At 72.7% G+C, this 18,236-nt stretch carries 14 protein-coding genes; 2 read left to right on the top strand and 12 right to left on the bottom strand.

What is annotated here, in order from left to right; translation table 11 throughout:
* Window positions 1-286: 286 nt before the first annotated feature.
* Both KF823_04230 and KF823_04225 read right to left on the bottom strand, forming a co-directional pair.
* Window positions 287-1,903 (bottom strand): YdiU family protein, encoded by a 1,617-nt coding sequence (locus tag KF823_04230; protein MBX3725105.1) that lies wholly within the window; start codon window positions 1,901-1,903, stop codon window positions 287-289.
* 22 nt (window positions 1,904-1,925) lie between these two features.
* Window positions 1,926-2,357 carry a hypothetical protein gene (locus KF823_04225; protein MBX3725104.1) on the bottom strand — a complete coding sequence of 144 codons (432 nt, stop codon included), beginning with the start codon at window positions 2,355-2,357 and terminating at the stop codon, window positions 1,926-1,928.
* Window positions 2,358-2,442: 85 nt separating this feature from the next.
* On the opposite strand from KF823_04225, the gene KF823_04220 reads away from it, so the two are divergent.
* Window positions 2,443-4,317, top strand: coding sequence for a M2 family metallopeptidase (locus KF823_04220; protein ID MBX3725103.1), 1,875 nt, complete (start codon window positions 2,443-2,445; stop codon window positions 4,315-4,317).
* Window positions 4,318-4,480: 163 nt separating this feature from the next.
* On the opposite strand, the gene chrA is transcribed toward KF823_04220, so the two are convergent.
* Window positions 4,481-5,863, bottom strand: a complete 1,383-nt coding sequence (gene chrA, locus KF823_04215; GenBank protein MBX3725102.1) for a chromate efflux transporter — start codon at window positions 5,861-5,863, stop codon at window positions 4,481-4,483.
* 145 nt (window positions 5,864-6,008) lie between these two features.
* On the bottom strand, window positions 6,009-7,145 hold the full coding sequence (locus KF823_04210) for a PQQ-dependent sugar dehydrogenase (protein MBX3725101.1): 1,137 nt from the start codon (window positions 7,143-7,145) through the stop codon (window positions 6,009-6,011).
* A gap of 491 nt (window positions 7,146-7,636) precedes the next feature.
* Between KF823_04210 and KF823_04205 the strand changes: the two genes are divergently transcribed.
* On the top strand, window positions 7,637-8,584 hold the full coding sequence (locus tag KF823_04205; GenBank protein MBX3725100.1) for a hypothetical protein: 948 nt from the start codon (window positions 7,637-7,639) through the stop codon (window positions 8,582-8,584).
* Between the two features lie 161 nt (window positions 8,585-8,745).
* Here the strand turns inward: KF823_04205 and KF823_04200 are convergent, their stop codons facing one another.
* From KF823_04200 to KF823_04165, 8 genes are all read right to left on the bottom strand, one after another.
* Window positions 8,746-10,071 (bottom strand): N-acetylmuramoyl-L-alanine amidase, encoded by a 1,326-nt coding sequence (locus tag KF823_04200; protein ID MBX3725099.1) that lies wholly within the window; start codon window positions 10,069-10,071, stop codon window positions 8,746-8,748.
* A 130-nt stretch (window positions 10,072-10,201) separates the two neighbouring features.
* On the bottom strand, window positions 10,202-12,280 hold the full coding sequence (locus tag KF823_04195; protein MBX3725098.1) for a S9 family peptidase: 2,079 nt from the start codon (window positions 12,278-12,280) through the stop codon (window positions 10,202-10,204).
* 797 nt (window positions 12,281-13,077) lie between these two features.
* Window positions 13,078-13,521: a tRNA (adenosine(37)-N6)-threonylcarbamoyltransferase complex ATPase subunit type 1 TsaE gene (tsaE, locus tag KF823_04190; protein MBX3725097.1), complete on the bottom strand. Its 444-nt coding sequence runs from the start codon at window positions 13,519-13,521 to the stop codon at window positions 13,078-13,080.
* Window positions 13,522-13,529: 8 nt separating this feature from the next.
* Window positions 13,530-14,990: an NAD(P)H-hydrate dehydratase gene (locus tag KF823_04185; protein MBX3725096.1), complete on the bottom strand. Its 1,461-nt coding sequence runs from the start codon at window positions 14,988-14,990 to the stop codon at window positions 13,530-13,532.
* A gap of 6 nt (window positions 14,991-14,996) precedes the next feature.
* Window positions 14,997-16,271, bottom strand: a complete 1,275-nt coding sequence (locus KF823_04180) for an FAD-dependent oxidoreductase (protein ID MBX3725095.1) — start codon at window positions 16,269-16,271, stop codon at window positions 14,997-14,999.
* On the bottom strand, window positions 16,264-16,731 hold the full coding sequence (locus KF823_04175) for a tryptophan-rich sensory protein (GenBank protein ID MBX3725094.1): 468 nt from the start codon (window positions 16,729-16,731) through the stop codon (window positions 16,264-16,266). The genes KF823_04180 and KF823_04175 overlap by 8 nt, the downstream gene beginning before the upstream one ends.
* 59 nt (window positions 16,732-16,790) lie before the next feature.
* Window positions 16,791-17,273, bottom strand: coding sequence for a peptidylprolyl isomerase (locus tag KF823_04170; GenBank protein MBX3725093.1), 483 nt, complete (start codon window positions 17,271-17,273; stop codon window positions 16,791-16,793).
* Between the two features lie 23 nt (window positions 17,274-17,296).
* The gene (locus KF823_04165; GenBank protein ID MBX3725092.1) at window positions 17,297-18,199 is read right to left on the bottom strand and encodes a LysR family transcriptional regulator; all 903 of its coding nucleotides are present in this window, start codon (window positions 18,197-18,199) and stop codon (window positions 17,297-17,299) included.
* Window positions 18,200-18,236: the final 37 nt, after the last annotated feature.

Below are 18,236 nucleotides of genomic sequence, written 5' to 3'. Positions count from 1 at the left end.
CTGGGACTCGGACTGGGACTCGGACTGGGACTCGGACTGGGACTCGGACTGGGACTCGGACTGGGACTCGGACTCGGACTCGGACTCGGGACTCGGGAAGCGGAGCGCGATCCACTCCCCTCTCCCCCTGGGAGAGGGGCCGGGGGGAGAGGGTCGGGGCTGGCCATGATCTGCATCGTTGCCGGCCCGACGGCGCGCGCTGGCCGGGGGCGGCCGAATCCCCCTCCCCGCCAGGCCTGGGAAGGGGACGTGGGTGCCGTGACACCGATGGCAGGGTGGCGGTCGCTCAGGTGCCGCAGAAGGTGCGGTAGGGCTGCTCGGGCGCGGGCGGCGGGGCGGCGAGGTCGGCGAAGGCGGGGGCTTCGTCGTAGGGGCTGGCAAGCGCCGCCTGCAGTCGCCGAAAGGGTGCGAAATCGCCGTCGTGGGCGGCGGCCAGGGCGGCCTCGACGAGATGGTTGCGCGGGATGCGGGCCGGGTTGACGGCGTGCATCGCCGCGGCGCGGACGTCGGGGCCGATGCCGTCCAGCGCCAGTCGCGCGTGCCAGCGCGACAGCCAGGCGGTGAGGCCGTCGCCGTGGCCGTCGAACTGCGCGCGCAGGCCGGGCCAGTCCGGCGCTTCCAGCAGGGACTGGCCCAGGTGGCGGAAGCTGGCGGTCCAGTCGGCGCCGGCGGCCTGCATGAGTGCCAGCAGGTCGGTCGCCAGGGCCCGGTCGTGCTCCGGGACGACGGCGCGCGAATCGTGCAGCGGGTCTGCGCCCTCGCCCGCTGGCTTCGAGTCGGATGCCGTGGCCGGCGACAAGCCCAGCTTGCCGAGCAGACGCGCCTGCCACAACGCGTCGATGCGCGCCGGGAAGCCGTCGAGCACGGCCTGCGCGTCGTCCAGGTTGCGGTCCTCCTCGAGGTCCAGCAGCGGGCGCAGGGCCATCGCCAGGCAGCCGAGGTTCCAGTGCGCGATGGCCGGCTGCCGGCCCCAGGCGTAGCGGCCATGGCGGTCGATGGAGCTGAACACGGTGTCCGGATGGTAGGCGTCCATGAAGGCGCAGGGGCCGTAGTCCAGGGTCTCGCCCGAGATCGCGACGTTGTCGGTGTTCATCACACCGTGCACGAAGCCGACCGCCAGCCAGTGCGCGACCAGGCGCGCCTGAGCGTCCGCCACCGCGGCCAGCAGGCGCAGGGCCGGCGGCTGGTCGCCGTCCTGCGCCGGGTAGTGACGCGCCAGCGCGTGATCGACCAGGCGCGCCAGCGCATCGACCTGGCCGCGCGCGGCCAGGTATTCGAAGCTGCCGATGCGCAGGTGGCTGGCGGCGACGCGGGTCAGCACGGCGCCCGGCAACGGGCGTTCGCGCCAGACGCCCTCGCCGGTCGCCGCCGCGGCCAGCGCGCGGGTGGTCGGTACGCCCAGTGCCGCCATCACCTCGCTGACCAGGTATTCGCGCAGCACCGGGCCAAGCGCGGCGCGGCCGTCGCCGCCGCGGGAGAACACGGTATGGCCGGCGCCCTTGAGTTGCAGGTCGAAGCGCCGGCCGTCCGGCAGCACGCGTTCGCCCAGCAGCAGGGCCCGGCCGTCGCCGAGCTGGGGTACGAAGTGGCCGAACTGGTGGCCGGCATAGGCCAGGGCGACCGGGCGGGCGTCGGCGGGCAGCAGCGCGCCGCTGAACAGCTGCGCCAGCAGCCCGGGATCGTCGTCGAGCGCCGGGGCCAGCCCCAACTCGCGCGCCAGCGGGGCATTCCAGGCCAGCAGGCGCGGCGCCGGCACCGGCATCGGACGGGCTCGCGCCTGCAATTCGGGCAGCTCTCCGGCCAGGCCATGGCTGAGGCCGAGCGCGGGCGCCGACGGCGCGCCCGAGACCTCGTCCTGTCCTGCCTTGTCGTCCGGGCTGGCCGCCGAGACAGCGTCGTTCATGGCCATGGTCGGGTCGATCCGCTCATTCGTTCCAGGTCGCGCTGATGCAGCGCCACTGGCCGTCTTCCTCGCGCCAGCCGCTGTCGATGCGGAAACGGCGACCGGCCTCGGGCAGCAGGCCGCCGGCGCTGCCGGTGGCCAGCACGTCGACGCGCACGCTGGCGCGGCCGCCTTCGTGCACAGTGATGTCCAGCGGCCCCAGCACCACCGAGACGCGCTGGTGGCGCAGCGCCATCGCCCGCAGCAGCGCGTGCAGGCTGCGCCGGTCGTACTCGCCGGCGTTGCCGGTGAACTCGCTACTGACGCCGTCCAGAAAATCGTTGACGCGGTTGGCCTCGATCGCCGTCTCCATGGCGGCGATGGTGTCGCGCAGGCGCTGCTCGGCCGGCGCCCGTGCGCAGCCCGACGCCAGGGCGCCCAGCAGCAGCGCGAGGATCGACAGGCAGTGGCGCATGGGCGCGGTCTCCGAGTCTTGGGCGAGTCGTCTTTCTACCATGGCGCGGCTATGCTGCCCGGCCACGCCTTCGCCGAGCCACGCCATGTCCCGCACCCTTCTCCACCCCCTGGCCGCGTCCGGCCTGACCCTCGCCACCGTGCTGCTGGCCGGGTGCGGCAGCGGCACCACGCCTCCCCCCGTGGTCGAGGCACCCACCGCCCGGGCCGATGCGACTTCGGCGGCCGCCCTGGTCGAGCGCCTCAACGACGAGTATCGAGCCGCCTTCCCCGAGATCTCGGCGGCACAGTGGATCGCCAGTACCTACATCAACGAGGACTCGCAGCTGGTCGCCTCGCGCGCCAACGAGCGCCACCTGGCCTGGCTCAACGAGGCCAATGCCAAGGCGCGCCGCTACGCCGGCCAGGCCGAAAGCCTGGCGCCCGCGGTGCGGCGCAGCCTGGACCTGCTGCGCCTGGCCACCGCCATGCCGGCGCCCTCTGACCCGGCGCGCCGCAGCGAGCTGACCGAGATCGCCGCGCGCCTGGAAGCCACCTACGGCAGCGGCAAGCATTGCCGCGACGAGGCCGACCCGGCCACCTGCCGCGACCTGGGCGCCCTGTCCCAGGTGCTGGCGCGCGACCGCGACTGGGACGCCCAGCTCGATGCCTGGGCCGGCTGGCACACCATCTCCCGGCCGATGCGTGCCGACTACGTGCGTTTCGCCGCACTGGTCAACGAGGGCGCGGGCGAGCTGGGCTACGCCAACGCCGGCGAGATGTGGCGCGCCGGCTACGACATGCCGGCGGCCGACTTCGAGGCCGAGACCGATCGCCTGTGGGACCAGGTCAAGCCGCTCTACGAGCAGTTGCACTGCCACGTCCGCGAGACCCTGCGCAGCCAGTACGGCGCGCGCATGCCGGGCGACGGCACCATCCCCGCGCACATCACCGGCAACATGTGGGCGCAGGACTGGAGCGCCCTGTATCCGATGCTCGAGCCCTTCCCGGGCGCCTCGAGCCTTGACGTCGACGCGGCGCTCGCGGCCAGCGGCATGGACGCCAGGGCGATGACCCGCCTTGCCGAGGATTTCTACACCTCGCTGGGCATGCCGGCGCTGCCGGAATCGTTCTACCAGCGCTCGCAGTTCACCAAGCCGGCGGACCGGGAGGTCGTCTGCCATGCCTCGGCCTGGGACATGAACCTGGAGGGTGACGTGCGCATCAAGATGTGCATCCAGCCCACGGAGGAAGAGTTCACCACCATCTACCACGAGCTGGGCCACATCTATTACTACCTGGCCTACAACCCGCTGCCGCCGCTGTTCCAGGCCGGCGCCCACGACGGCTTCCACGAGGCGATCGGCGACACCGTGGTGCTGTCGCTGACGCCGCAGTACCTGGCGCAGATCGGCCTGGCCGGCGATGCCGGTGCCGGCGATCAGGCCACCCTCAACGCCCAGATGAAGATGGCGCTCAGCAAGGTCGTGTTCCTGCCGTTCGGCAAGCTGATCGACCAGTGGCGCTGGGCGGTGTTCGACGGCCGGGTGCCCCAGGAGCGCTACAACGCCGCCTGGTGGGAACTGCGCCAGCGCTACCAGGGTGTGTCGGCGCCGATGCCGCGCAGCGAGGAGGACTTCGACCCGGGCGCCAAGTACCACGTGCCCGGCAACACGCCCTACACCCGCTACTTCCTGGCGCACATCCTGCAGTTCCAGTTCCAGCGCGCCCTCTGCGACGCCGCCGGCCACGAAGGCCCGCTGCACGAATGCTCGATCTACGGCAGCAAGGAGGCCGGCGAGCGCTTCTGGGCGATGCTGGCCAAGGGCAACAGCCAGCCCTGGCAGGACACCCTGTTCGAGCTGACCGGCACCCGCGAGATGGACGCCAGCGCCATCCTCGACTACTTCGCGCCGCTGATGGCCTGGCTGCAGGAACGCAACGCCGGCCGCGACTGCGGCTGGTCCGCCGCGGGCGGCTGACGCGGCTCAGGTCAGGGCAAGCCCGGGCCCTCTCCCCCGCCCCTCCCCCGCAGGCGGGGGAGGGGAGAAGTGAGGTGCCGTCGCCAGACCGCCGCCTTGCGTGCAACGCTAGAAGGGAAGCGACGCTGAGCGGGTCTCTCAGTGCAACGCGTGAGCAAGGCGCCTAGAGCAGCGTTCCGGCGAGCAGGCCGGCCAGGGCCATGACCGCAAGCACCACCAGCAGGCTGGCGCGCAGCGCGAACACCAGCGCGAAGGCCAGTGCGATCAGGCCTGCGGCGACCGGGTCGAGGCTGGCCGGCACAGGCACGGCGATCTCCAGGCCGGCCAGCGCGACCGTGCCCTGCCGGGCGAACAGCACGTTGAGCGCGAACCACACGGCCAGGTTGAGGATGACGCCGACCACCGCGGCGGTGACCGCGGCCAGGGCCGCGGAGACGCGGGCGTTGCCGCGGATCGCCTCGACCCAGGGCGCGCCCAGGAAGATCCACAGGAAGCACGGCACGAAGGTCACCCAGGCGACCAGGAGGGCGCCGGCCAGGCCGGCGAGCAGGGGCGAGGCCAGCGCCGCCTCGTGGCCGTGGGCGGCCAGGAAACCGACGAAGGGCAGCACCAGCACCAGGGGGCCAGGCGTGGTCTCGGCCAGCGCCAGGCCGTCCAGCATCTGCCCGGTGGTCAGCCAGCCCCAGGTCTCCACCATCGCCTGGCCGACCCAGGCCAGCACCGCGTAGGCGCCGCCGAAACCGAGCACGGCGATCTGGCTGAACAGCAGGCCCATCTGCGTGAGCACGCTGTCGCTGCCGGTCATCGCGACCATGGCCAGCACTGGCATCCACCACAGCGCCAGCCAGAGCGCCAGGGTGCGCAGCGCACGCCCTCGAGAGGGCACGACGTGGCCGAGCCGCCCTTCGCGCAGGGCGCGGTCGACCAGGCCCTCGCGATCGCCCGCAGGCTCGCCATGCGCGGACAGCCGGTTCGGCAGCCAGCCGGCCAGACCGACCAGGGCGGCGCCCGCCACCACCAGCGGAAACGGCAGCGAGAACACCGCCAGGGCCAGGAACGCCGCGGCCGCCAGCAGCCAGGCGCGCGGCCCGTGCAGCACGCGACCGCCGATGCGCAGCAGGGCCTGCACGACGATCGCCAGCACCGCGGCCTTCAGGCCATCGAACACCGCAGCGACCGGCGCCAGCTGGCCGTGCTGGACGTACAGCACGGCGAGGGCGAGCATCACCAGCAGGCCGGGCAGCACGAACAGCGCGCCGGCGATCACGCCGCCCAGGGTGCGGTGCATCAGCCAGCCGACGTAGGTGGCGAGCTGCATGGCCTCGGGTCCGGGCAGCAGCATGCAGTAGTTGAGCGCATGCAGGAAGCGGCGCTCGCCCAGCCAGCCGCGCCGCTCGACCAGCTCGCGGTGCATCAGCGCGATCTGGCCGGCCGGCCCGCCGAAACCGAGCAGGCCGATCTTCAGCCAGACAGCAGCGGCGGCGGCGAGACCGACCCGTTCCGGACCGGATGGTGCCGCTTCGGCGTGAACCTCAGGCGTGGTCATGGGCGGCGCGGAGGCCGGTGCCCGACGACTCAGGCCGGCGCAGGAGGGGCCAGACAGCGCGGCGCCAGCGCCTCACCCGGCGCGCGGCTGCGTCGACGCCGCGGGCGGGCATTCTGGCGCCGACGACACGGCCCGGGCACCGGCCTCATTCGCCCTCGCGCCCGGCGACCAGCCCGACGCGCAGCAGCTCGCCGCGCGGCGCGTCGGTCAGCAGATAGAGGTAGCCGTCCGGGCCGACGCGCACGTCGCGGATGCGCTGCCTGAGGTCGAGCAGGATGCGTTCCTCGTGGACCACCCGCTCGCCGTCCAGCTCCAGCCGCGCCACCAGCTGGAAGGCCAGGGCGCCGACGAACAGGTTGCCGCGCCAGGCCGGGAAGCGGTCGTGCTCGTAGAAGGCCATGCCGCTGGGCGCGATCGAGGGATTCCACAGGTGCAGCGGCTGTTCCATGCCCTCGCGTTCGGTGCCCTCGGTCTCCGGGATCGGCCGGCCGGAATAGTTGATGCCGGCGCCGATCACGGGCCAGCCGTAGTTGCGACCGGCGCGCGCGATGTTGATCTCGTCGCCGCCTCGCGGGCCGTGCTCGTGCGTCCACAGCTCGCCGGTGGCCGGATGCAGGGCGGCGCCCTGGATGTTGCGGTGGCCGTAGGACCAGACCTCGGCCAGGGCATCGCGGCGGCTGGCGAAGGGGTTGTCGGCGGGCACCATGCCCGAGGACTCGATGCGCACCACCTTGCCCTGGCCGCGGTCCAGGCGCTGGGCGTCGGCGCGCTGGTTGCGGTCGCCGGTGGTGACGAACAGCCGGCCGTCGCGGGCGAACACCAGGCGCGAGCCGAAGTGCACGTCGACGCCGGACACCGCCGGCTGCTGCACCCACACGCGCTGCACGTCGACCAGGGCTTCGCCATCCAGCCGGCCGCGCGCCACCGCGGTCGCGGCGCCGCGACCCTCGGGCATCGCGTAGGACAGGTACACCAGGCCGTTGCCTGCGAAGCCAGGATCGAGCGCGACGTCGAGCAGGCCGCCCTGGCCACGGGCATGCACCTCGGGCACGCCGGCGACCGGCTCGGACACCTGGCCATCGGCGGTCACGATGCGCAGACGGCCGGGCCGCTCGGTGACCAGCATGCGGCCGTCGGGCAGGAAGGCCATGCCCCAGGGATGGGCGAGGTCGCCGGCGATGCGGGTCACCTGCAGGCGACCCTTCTCGCTGTCGAAGTGGCGATCCTCTGCCGCGACAGCCAGCGGTACGAGGGCGAGGACGAATGCGAACAGTCGGGTCATGGCGTACTCCGGCAGGGCTGCCGCCAGCGTAGCGGAGCGCCGGGCCGGCCGTCAGCCCGACGCGCCCCGGCGCCGCATCTCTCCTGCACTGGCCGCGGCACTGCATTTCTCCTGCACTGGCCGCGGCACCGCACTTCTCTTGCACTGGCCGCGGCACCGCACTTCTCCCCTCCCCCGCCTGCGGGGGAGGGGCCGGGGGAGAGGGCCGTCCCGGACAGCGCGTCGCGCATCAGCCTGCGATCTCCTCCGCTCGCGCTTCGCGCATGTGCGACGACCGCGCTCCGCACCACCCTCTCCCCCGGCCCCTCTCCCAGGGGGAGAGGGGAGCAGATCGCGCTCCGCTTCCCGGGTACCGAGTCCCGGGTCCCGAGTCCCGGGTCCCGAGTCCCGAGTCCCGGTTGCCGAGTCCCGAGTCCCGAAGGCAGTGGCCCCGGCGTCGACGGATTTCCGTGGAGGACGGGACCGACCCCACCATCGACATGGAGACGCCCATGAGCACCACACCTCGCCGAGGCACCCGCAGGCTCGCCGCGTTCGGCGGCGCCTTGCTGCTGGCATCGCCGCCGGTGTTTGCGCAGACCGTGCCGGGCTTCGACGTGACCACCTATGCGCAGCCGGTGACCGGGCCGGTGTTCCTGGCCTTCGCACCGGACGGCACGCTGTACGCGGGCCGCGACACGGCACCGCCCACGGGCAGCATCGTGCCTGCCTTTCTCACGCGGATCGGACCGGGCGGCGCGCCGATCGGCGACTATGGCAACGCGACCACGCCGGACCCCGATCCGGTGGTCGTCGACGTCTCGGGCGTGGTCTCCGGCGTGGCGGGCAGCGTCCTCACCGGCGGCAACTCGGTGTCTCCCACGCGCGGCACGATCAGCGCCATCCGGCCGGACCAGGGCGTGGCGACCCTGTGGACCTCGACCGTCTGGACCAACCCGTCGGAGATGCGCTTCGACCGCCAGGGTCGTCTACTGTTCGCCGATGTCGGCTCGCGACAGGTCTGGATCAGCGTAGCGGGGGAAGCTCCCACGGTGTTCGCGACCCTGCCCGACAATCGCACCGCGTTTCATCTCGCCATCGCCCCCGACAATCGCGTCTTCGTCGGCGACGGCAATGGCCGGATCTCCGTGTACGCCGCCGACGGCAGCCTGCTGGCGCTGACTCATGCCCAGTTCCCCTCGCGGGTGGCCATGGATTTCGGGACTGGCTGCGGCTTCGGGCGCGACCTGTGGGTCCTGCACCAGTCGGCTGGAACCCTGCACCGGGTCGACGCCGATGGCCAGGTGGTCGACGTCGGCACCGGCTTCACCGACTTTCCCTACGACATCAAGTTCGGACCGGACCGCCAGCTCTACCTCTCGCACTACACCGGCGCGCGGATCAGCCGCATCCAGTCCGCGATTTCCGATTGCCTGTTCGACGACGGATTCGAGCGCTGACCGGCGCGCCTGCGCAGGCGCCCAGGACCAGGCGGCGCGCACGCGCATCGTGTCGCCCGCCAGAAAGGCCAAGGGCGCGTCTTTCGACGCGCCCTTGGCCCTTTCCCCCGGTTGCAATGTCTGTCCGACGGACCGCTGCAAGGCGGGCCCGCCGGCCTGATTCATGAGGACAAGGGAATCCTCAGCACGCGTCCGGCGTTGATGGCGTCGCTCGCCAATCCGTTGGCGCTGCGGATCGACTGCACGGTGACGCCGTGGCGGCGGGCGATGAGACTCAGCGTCTCGCCGCGGCTGACCACATGATGGCGTTCGTTGGCCTTGACGTTGTTGGCGTACCAGGTGCCATGCGGCGGCGACACCGAGAAGTAGTCCTTGATGCCGTCGCGGATCGCCACCGCCAGGCGGCGGCGATGCTGCGGATCGCCCAGCCGGCGCTCCTCCTCAGGATTGGAGATGAATGCGGTCTCGACCAGCAACGAGGGCACGTCGGGCGAGCGCAGCACCATGAAGTTGGCGCGCTGCACCTCGTTCTTGTGGACGTTGCCGACCCGCGCCAGCGAGCGCAGCACGTTCTCGGCGACCGCGTTGCTGGCCTCCAGGGTGGCGCTCTGCGACAGGTCGAGCAGCACGGTGGCGAGCAGGTTGTCCTTGTCGTTGAGGCGCACGCCGCCGACCAGATCGGCGGCGTTCTCGCGGTCGGCCAGCCAGCGCGCCGATTCCGAGCTGGCGCCACGGGTCGACATCACGTACACCGAGGAACCGCGCGCGCCGGGCCGGATGAAGGCGTCGGCGTGGATGGATACGAACAGGTCGGCCTGCTGCTCGCGGGCGATCTGGTAGCGCTGCGCGTGCGGCAGGTAGACGTCGCTGTCGCGCACCAGCACGGCGCTGAGGCCGCGCTCGGCATCGATCGCCCGCTTGAGTTCGCGCGCGACCTGCAAGGTGATGTCCTTCTCGCGCGCGCCACCCGGGCCAATCGCGCCGGGATCGCGGCCACCATGGCCGGCATCGATGGCGATGACGATGTCGCGCTCGCCGCCGGCGACGGCGGCGTCGGCCACCGAGCGTACCGGCACCGGCGCGGCGCTGGCCGCGGCGACGCCATCCAGCTCGATCACCAGGCGGTGGCCGTCGCGCTGCGAAGGACTGAGCACGAAGCTGCGCGGCGCCGCCGGACCGTCGAGGTCGAACACCAGGCGCAGGTCGCTGTCCTGGCGGCCATGGCGGACATTGCCGATCACGCCGCCGGGCTGCGGCCGGAAGCCGTTGCCGAGCCGGCCGCCACGGATGTCGACGACGACGCGGTGCGGATCGGCCAGGGTGAACACCTTGTAGTCCGGCTGGCCACCCAGGTGCAGCACGGCGCGGGTGCCGCCCTCCTGGACCTGGGTCTGCATGCGGCGCAGCTCGGTGGCGAACGCCTGCGGTGCCGACAGCAGGCCGATCAGCAGACAGACCAGGGGCAGCGGGCGCAGGAGCCGGAGCATGCCCGCGACTCTACGCCAGCCTTTTCCGGGTTGGCAAGGGTTTTTCCTTGCTTTCCCGGCACCTGCGGGGCAAAGGTGAAGTCGCGCCTTTCCAAGCCCCTGTTACATCAACGATTCAAGATGTTGAAAATCAACGGGTTCCTTCTGCTGGCACCGCCTCTCCGCCCTGCCCGCCATGGCGTTCGAACCAGGCCAGGGTGTTGAGCACCTGGGCCAGCATCTGGCTGGGCCGGGCGTTGATGCCGTGCGAGGCGCCGGGCAGGCGCAGCATCGCGGCCTCGACCCGACGCAGCTTGAGCGCCTGGTAGTACTGCTCGGTCTCGGAAATCGGCGTGCGCCAGTCCTCCTCGCCGGTGACCAGCAGGGTCGGCGTGCTGACGTTGCCGACGTAGGCCAGCGGCGAACGCCGCCAGTAGTGCTCGTTGCCGCCGGGTTCCCAGGGCAGCATCGGGAACCAGTAGCCGGCAAAGAACGGATAGCCGTCGGCGGTCAGCACGAAGCTGGTCCAGTTGATCACCGGCTTGGCGACCACCGCGGCACGGAAGCGGTCGGTATGGCCGATCGCCCAGGCGGTCAGCACGCCGCCACCGGAGCCGCCGGTGATGTACAGGCGGTCGGCATCGACATAGCCGCGCGCCAGCACGGTGTCGACCGCGCTCATCAGGTCGTCGTGGTCCTGGCTTGGATAGTTGTGATGGATGTGGTCGGCGAAGGCCTGGCCGTAGCTGGTGCTGCCACGCGGGTTGACGTACAGGACCAGGTGGCCGGCGCTGGCGTAGAGCTGGGTCTCGGGCGCGAAGCGCGGCCCGTAGTTGGCGAACGGGCCGCCGTGGATCTCCAGCAGCAGCGGGTATTTCTTCGCCGGATCGAAGCCGGGCGGCTTGACCAGCCAGGCCTGGATGTCCAGGCCGTCGGCCGAGGACTTGAACCAGAACGCCTCGACCTCGCCCAGGGTCTTGTGGCCGAGCGCGTCCTCGTTGAGCGCGGTCAGCACGCGCGGCGCGCGCCGGCGCTCGACCACGGCGACCTCGGCCGGGCGCAGCGCGGTGCCGTGCGTATAGGCGATGCGGTCGCCGGCCACCGAGAAGCTGCCACCGCCGTAGGGACGGCCCATGGCGGTGCCGTCCATGGCGTCGGTGAGTTCGGTGATGGCGCCGCCGGTGGCGGCGATCCAGGCGATCCGGCCCTGCCCTTCCTTCTCGTAGCTGAAGTAGATGCCGCGGCCGGCGCGGTCCCAGACCGGCGAATCCACGGCCTGGTCGAGCCCGGCGGTCAGGCGCCGCGGCGTGCCGCCGTCGAGGTCGAGCACGTACAGGTGGCTGACCTGCCAGCCGCGGCGATCGTCGTCGTAGCCCACGTAGGCCAGGCGCCGGCCGTCCGGCGACAGCGCCGGGCTGCCGTCCGGACCGCGCCGGTCGGTGATCGCCCGGTGTTCGCCGGTGGCGACGTCGATGCGGTAGATCTCGCTCTCGCGCGGCTGGTATTCCCAGTCGTCGGCGTAGTTGCTGACCACGTACAGGTGCCGGCCGTCGCGGCTCCATACCGGCCGGCCACGGTGCTGGAAGTCGCCGCGGGTGACCTGGCGCGGCGTGCCGCCCTCGGCGGGCAACACGAACACGTGGCCGTAGCCGGCCTGCAGGAAGCCGGCACCGTCGGCGCGATAGCCAAGGCGGTCGATGAGGCGCGCCGGCTCGGCCCATTCGGCACCACGCGGCTTGCCCGGCACGGTGGCAAGCGGCCGGGTATCGGCCGGCACGCGCATGGTGAAGGCCAGCCACTTGCCGTCCGGCGACCAGGCCAGGCCGCCGGGCGATTCGGTGAGCTGGCTGAGCACCGCCTGCTCGCCGCTGTCCAGCCAGCGCACCCAGACCTGGCTGCCGCCCTCGCGGGCACTGGTCCAGGCGATCCGGTCGCCCTGCGGCGACCATAACGGCGCGCCGTCGCTGCCCTGGCCGGTGGTCAGCGGCCGGTGCCGGCCGCCGTCGGCGTCGAGCAGCCAAAGATGGCTGCGCCGGCGGTCCTTCATCAGGTCGAAGTGGTTGCGCTGGTAGACGATGCGCCGGCCGTCCGGCGAGATCGCCGGGTTGTCCGCCCATTCGAGCTGGAACACGTCCTGCGGCTGCAGGTGGCGGGGGTCGGCGTGCAGCGGGCCGTTCGCCTGCACGGAAGCCGTGGCGGCCAGCAGGAGCAGGGACAGGTAGGCGCGCATCGGATCCTCGCGGTCAGCGGTTCGGTCAGGCAGGTTAACCCGCCCTGCGCAGCGCCCGGCGGGCAACCGACGCCCATCCCGCTCGTCTGGTCGACCTGATTGCACGCGCCGTGTTCAGCCGCTGCCAGGCGGCTTTACGTGAGCGGCGACGACACCGCATCTTCCCTCCCGCCCGCGGGGAGGGCGGGGAGAGGGCCGCCCCGGCCAGCGCACGCCGCTGGCTGGCACGATGGTGTGATCATGGCTGGGAGTCCCGACCCTTCCTCCGGCCCCTCTCTCCCACAGGGGAGAGGGGAGCACAGCGCGCTCCGCTTACCGAACACCGAGTCCTGGTCCTTGGTCCCCGATCCTGGGCTGAGACACGACGCTAATCGGGTCTGGTCGAAGGTCCGTACGCCCTTCTTCAGACGATCCTGCCGAACCCGATGCGCCGCTCCGGATCGCCCTCTCCCCTCCGCCGGATGCGGGGGAGCGGAGAATCGCTGTGCCGTGGCGCCGCCGACGCGCACCCAAAGGAGCTATCCAGGGTCCGGCTCAGTACCGTGGCTGGCATTCGCCGTCGGTCGGCCCCGGGGTCGAACGATGGACGCCGTGGCGTCCCTTCATGAGGCCACGACTGCGCCATCGACAGGCGACGCCGCGAACCCGCCGCACCCCGCCACTTATCCCCTGCCCCGCGTGCGGCGGTGTGGGCCGCCGCACGCGCGGCGTGGCCGTCGGGGCTTGCGCGCGGTCCGGATGCCCGCGCAAGTCTCCACGGCAAGAACGCGCATCGCTGGATGAGACCTGGCGCCGGGTCAGACCGGCGTCGACGAAAGCGTCGCAGCCAGCGGCCCGGAGAGTCGAACCCGGCGGCCCTCGCCGTCGTGCTCGAGCACCACGTCGAGATCGGCCGGCGGCAACCAGCCGGCGGCGCGTTCGGGCCACTCGACCAGGACCAGTACGCCCGGGCGCAGCCACTCGCGCAGGCCCAGGAATTCCAGTTCCCCGGGATCGGCGATCCGGTACAGATCCAGATGCCAGGCCTGCAGTTCGCCGATCGTGTAGGGCTCGGCCAGCGCATAGGTGGGGCTGCGAACCGCGCCCGGGTGACCAAGCGACTGGAGCACGGCACGCGCCAGGCTGGTCTTGCCGGCACCGAGGTCGCCGCGCAGGGTGACCAGGCCGCCGCCGGCCAGCAGCGGTGCCAGCCGCGCGCCCAGCGCCCGGGTCGCCCCGGCATCGGGCAGCGCCAGCGACACCGCGGTGCTCAAGCCGGAAGCACCGCTGGCAGGGCGTGCGCGATGTCGGCGGCGAGCAGGCCGCGCTGGCCGGCCAGGGCGGCGCGGTCGCCGGCCAGGGCGTGCGCCAGGACGCCCGCGCAGGCCGCGTCGTTGGCCGTCAGGCCCTGGCCCTGCAAGGCGCCGATGACGCCGGCCAGGACGTCGCCGGCGCCGGCCGTGGCCATGCCTGGGTTGCCGGCGCTGCACAGGTGGCGCGAACTGCCGTCATCGATCACGGTGCCGGCGCCCTTGAGCACCACCACCGATTCGTGCCGGTTGGCCAGTGCCCGCGCAGCGCCGGGGCGATCGGCCTGGATGCGCGACACGCCGACCGCCAGCAGGCGTGCGGCCTCGCCCGGGTGCGGCGTCAGCACGCTGCCGGGCGGCACGGCCAGGCCGCGGTCGGCGACCAGGTTCAGGGCGTCGGCATCGAGCAGCAGCGGCCGTCCGCAGGCCAGCAGCACCGGCAGCAGGGTGCGTGCCCACGGGCCCTGGCCCATGCCGGGTCCGGCCACCACGCCATCGCAGCGCTCCAGCAGGGCGCGCAGGGCCGCCACCGACTCCACCGCATGCACCATCAGTTCAGGGCGATCCGCGCCAACCACCGGCAGATGCTCGGCGCGGGTGGCGATGGTGACCCGGCCGGCACCGGCACGCAGCGCGCCGAGCCCGGCCAGGCGCACCGCGCCGGACATCCCGGTGTCGCCGCCGACCACCAGCAGGTGGCCGCAATCGCCCTTGTGGGCGTCGCGGCGCCGGGAGGGCACCAGCTGGGCCAGGTCGCCGGCTTCCAGCAGGCGGCAGGCGGTGTCGCCGGCATGCAGGCCAGAACAGTCCAGGTCGTCGACCTGGACGACACCGGCCAGCACCAGGCCGCGACCGGTGTGCAGCCCAGGCTTGTCGGCCAGCAGGGCCAGGGTACGGGTGGCCGGCAGCACGGCCCCGGCAACCGCCCCGGTATCGCCGTTCAGGCCGCTGGGCAGGTCCAGGGCGAACACCGGTCCAGGGCGCTCGGCCAGCACCTCGATCAGCGCGGCCAGCGGACCTTCCGGCGCCCGCGTCAGGCCGACGCCGAACAGCGCATCGACCACCAGATCGGCCTCCGGCACCGGTTGTCCCGGCGCCCAGTCCAGGATCGTGCCGCCGGCCTCGACCAGGCTGATGGCGGCCGCTCTGGCCAGTGCGCCGCCCGGCGGGCGCGGCGCCAGCACGGTCACCTCGGTGCCGGCCGCGCGCAGCAGGCGGGCCAGCACGTAGCCGTCGCCGCCGTTGTTGCCCGGCCCGGCCGCCACGAGCACCCGGCGCGCCTGCGGCCAATGCACGCGCAGCACGCGCGCCGCGGCGGCCCCGGCCCTTTCCATCAAGGTCCTGGCGTCGATGCCGTGCCGGGTGGCGAGGATCGCCTCGAAGGCACGCACCTGGGCGACGTCGTAGAGGGCTCGGGTCATGGCGGCTCAGCCGAAGCGTTCCGGCGACAGCGCGGCGGCATGGACGGCCGGCACGCGCCCCTGGACCTGGTCGGCGACGATGGCGCCGGTGACCGCCGCCAGGCTGACGCCCAGCATGCCATGACCGGTGGCCAGCCACAGCCCCGGATGTCGTCGCACCGGACCGACCAGCGGCAGGTCGTCGGGCGTCATCGGCCGCCAGCCGTACCATTCCTCGCGCAGATGCGGACCTTCGGGTTCGCGCAGGTACTCGGCGGCTGCCCGGCGCAGGGCGTCCAGGCGCAGCCGGTTGAGGCGGTCGTCGTAACCGGAGAACTCCATGGTGCTGCCCAGCCGGTAGCCGTCCGCCCAGGCGGTCACGCAGACGCTGCGCTCCTCGAGCACCAGGGGGATGTTCGGCGCGCGCACAGGGCGATCGTAGGTGAGCGAATAGCCCTTGCCGGGCTGCACGGGAACGCGCAGGCCGAGCCGTCGCGCCAGCAGCGGCGACCAGGCGCCGGCGGCCAGCACCACCGCCTGCGCGCGGGTTCGGCCGCCGGCGTGGACGACGCCGGCGATACGGCCCTGCTCGAGCAGGAATTCATCGACCGCGAGGTGCTCGAGCACCTGCGCGCCGCGCGCACGCACCGCCGCCAGCAGGCCGGCAGCCAGGCGATCCGGTCGCAGGTGGCCGTCCTGCGGCTGCAGCCAGCCATGCCGGACGTCCTCGTTCAATGCCGGTTCCAGCGCGTGCAGCGCCGGCCCGTGGAGCGGCTCGATCGGCATGCCCAGACGCTCCAGCAGGCGCGCATGGCCGGCCATCGAGTCGAACGCGGCGCGCGTGCGCATCACGCACAGGGTGCCGCGCCGCTCATAGCCGCAGTCGATGGCTGCCGCATCGATCAGCCCGGCCAGGCGGTCGCGCGATTCCAGCAGCAGGGCGCCGCGGATCTGCGCGGTGCGCTCGAAGTCGTCGCGGTTGCAGCGGCGCAGCGCCATCAGCAGCCAGCGCCACAGGGCGGGGTCCCAGCGCGGCCGCAGGTAGAACGGCGCATCGGCACGGGTCATCCAGCGCAGCACCTGCCAGGGCAGGCCGGGCTCGGCCAGCGGCGGCGCATGCGAGGGCGTGATGGTGCCGCAGTTGCCGTGCGAGGCACCGCCCGCCGCTGCCCCGGCATCGACCAGCAGCACTTCGCGCCCGGCGGCCAGCAGGTGCCAGGCGCAGGCCAGGCCGACGATGCCGGCGCCGACGATGACGACGTCGGCCTGTGCGGGCGCGACGTCGGCGGCGCGATCAGCCATTGAGTCGCCAGATCGCCAGGTTGAGCGCGGTGGCGAAGCCGACCCAGGCCAGGTAGGGCAGCATCAGCAGGCCGGCCAGGCGATCGCGCCGCCAGAACAGCACGATGGTGGCCAGGATCAGCAGCCACAGCACGACGATCTCCGCCAGCGCCAGGTCGGGCCGGCGCAGGCCGAAGAACAGCCACGACCACAAGGCATTGAGCACCAGCTGCACGAGGTACAGCACGAGCGCGGCGTCGACGCGGCGCACCGCGATCCAGACCTTCCAGGCGGCCAGCGCCATCAACAGGTAGAGCGTGGTCCAGGCCGGTCCGAACAGCCAGTTCGGCGGCGTCCAGGACGGCTTTGCGAGGCCGGCATACCAGGCGCCGGGCGCGAACTGGCTGCCGAACACCGCCGCCGCGGCGACCAGCGCCAGCGAGATCGCCAGCGCCACCCAGGGGTTGAGGGACTTTGCCATCGAAAAGCTCCGTAGGTCGGGACAGGAAAAGCGCGGTGCGCTGGGGAGCAGCCAGCGCGTCAGTGGTGCACGCCGCCCTCGCCGTGCACGTGGCCGTGCGCGATCTCCTCGGGCGTGGCCTCGCGGACATCGACGATCTCGAGGGCGAAGTTCAGCGTCTGGCCGGCGAGCGGATGGTTGCCGTCGACGTCGACCACCGACATGCCGACCTTGAGCACGGTGACCGCGCGCGGCCCCTGCTTCGTGCCAAGTTCGACGACCATGCCGGGCTTCAGGCGCGCGGCATCGCGGAAATACTTCTTGGGGACCCGCTGCACCAGGTCGGGCTGGCGCACGCCGTAGCCGTCCTCGGGCGCGACCTGCGCCTCGACGGAATCGCCCGCGCTGCGGCCGGCCAGCGCCCGCTCGACGCCGGGGATCAGGCCGCCGACGCCCCACAGGGCGGCCATCGGGGTGCCGCCCTTCGAGCTCTCGATGAGCTGGCCGTCGGCGGCGGTGAGCGTGTAGTGGAAGCGGACGACGCGATTGTTCTCGACCTGCATGGGATGCTCGCAATCTGGGCCCGTCATGGTAGCGCCAGCGACCGCGCGGCGGCGTCGGCCACCACCTGCCGGAACTGTTCGGCCAGCGCCTGCGCGGCTGGCCCGGTGTCCTCGCCGCGCGCCAGGACCAGATGCAACGGCACCTCCCGGGTGCGTCCCTGCGCGAGCGGGATCTCGGTCAGGCGGCCAGCGGCCAGGTCGCCGGCGACCAGCGCGCGCGGCAACCAGGCGAAGCCCAGCCCGGCGTGCACCAGACGCGCCGCCGTGCCCGGCTGCGACACCGTGAAGCGCTGGTCGGCGCCCAGCCAGCCGGCATCCCGGCGCAGCCGGCGGCCGGAGTCGGCGATCACCACCTGGCGCTCGGCGCGGAGGTGCTCCAGGCCCAGGGCATCCCGTTCCGCCAACGGGTGCCCGGCACCGACCACGGCGACGAACTCGACCGCGAGCAGACGCTCGCCGACGAAGCCGGGCGGCACCACGGTGGCGATCGCCAGGTCGGCGCGGGCCTCGACCAGGGCCTCGTCGGCGCCGGACAGGACCACCTCCTCGAGCACCAGGCGGGTGCCCTGGCAGCTCCCTGCGAAGCGCGCCAGCGCCTGCACCAGCCAGTCGGCCGGAAAGGCCGCGTCGACCGCCAGCCGCACCTCCGGCTCCCAGCCGCGGGCGAGATCGCCAGCCAGCGCCTGGGCGGCGTCGGCCTCGGCGACGATCCGCCGGGCGCGACGCAGCAGGGCATCGCCAGCCGGGGTCAGCCGGGCGCGACGGCCCTCCGTGCGGAACAGCTCGACGCCCAGCAGGCGCTGCATCTGGCCGATCGCATGGGTCACCGCGGACTGGCTGCGATGCAGTCGGGTCGCGGCCTGGGCGTGGCCCCCGGCATCCACCACGGCGATCAGGGTGCGCCAGTGATCCAGGCTCACTCGCATGGCGATTTATCCATGGGTTCGATCATAAAGGCCAGAT

This window comes from Lysobacterales bacterium, from assembly GCA_019634735.1.
Classification (GTDB): Bacteria; Pseudomonadota; Gammaproteobacteria; order Xanthomonadales; family UBA2363; genus Pseudofulvimonas.
This window is presented reverse-complemented; position numbering and strand designations above follow the sequence as displayed.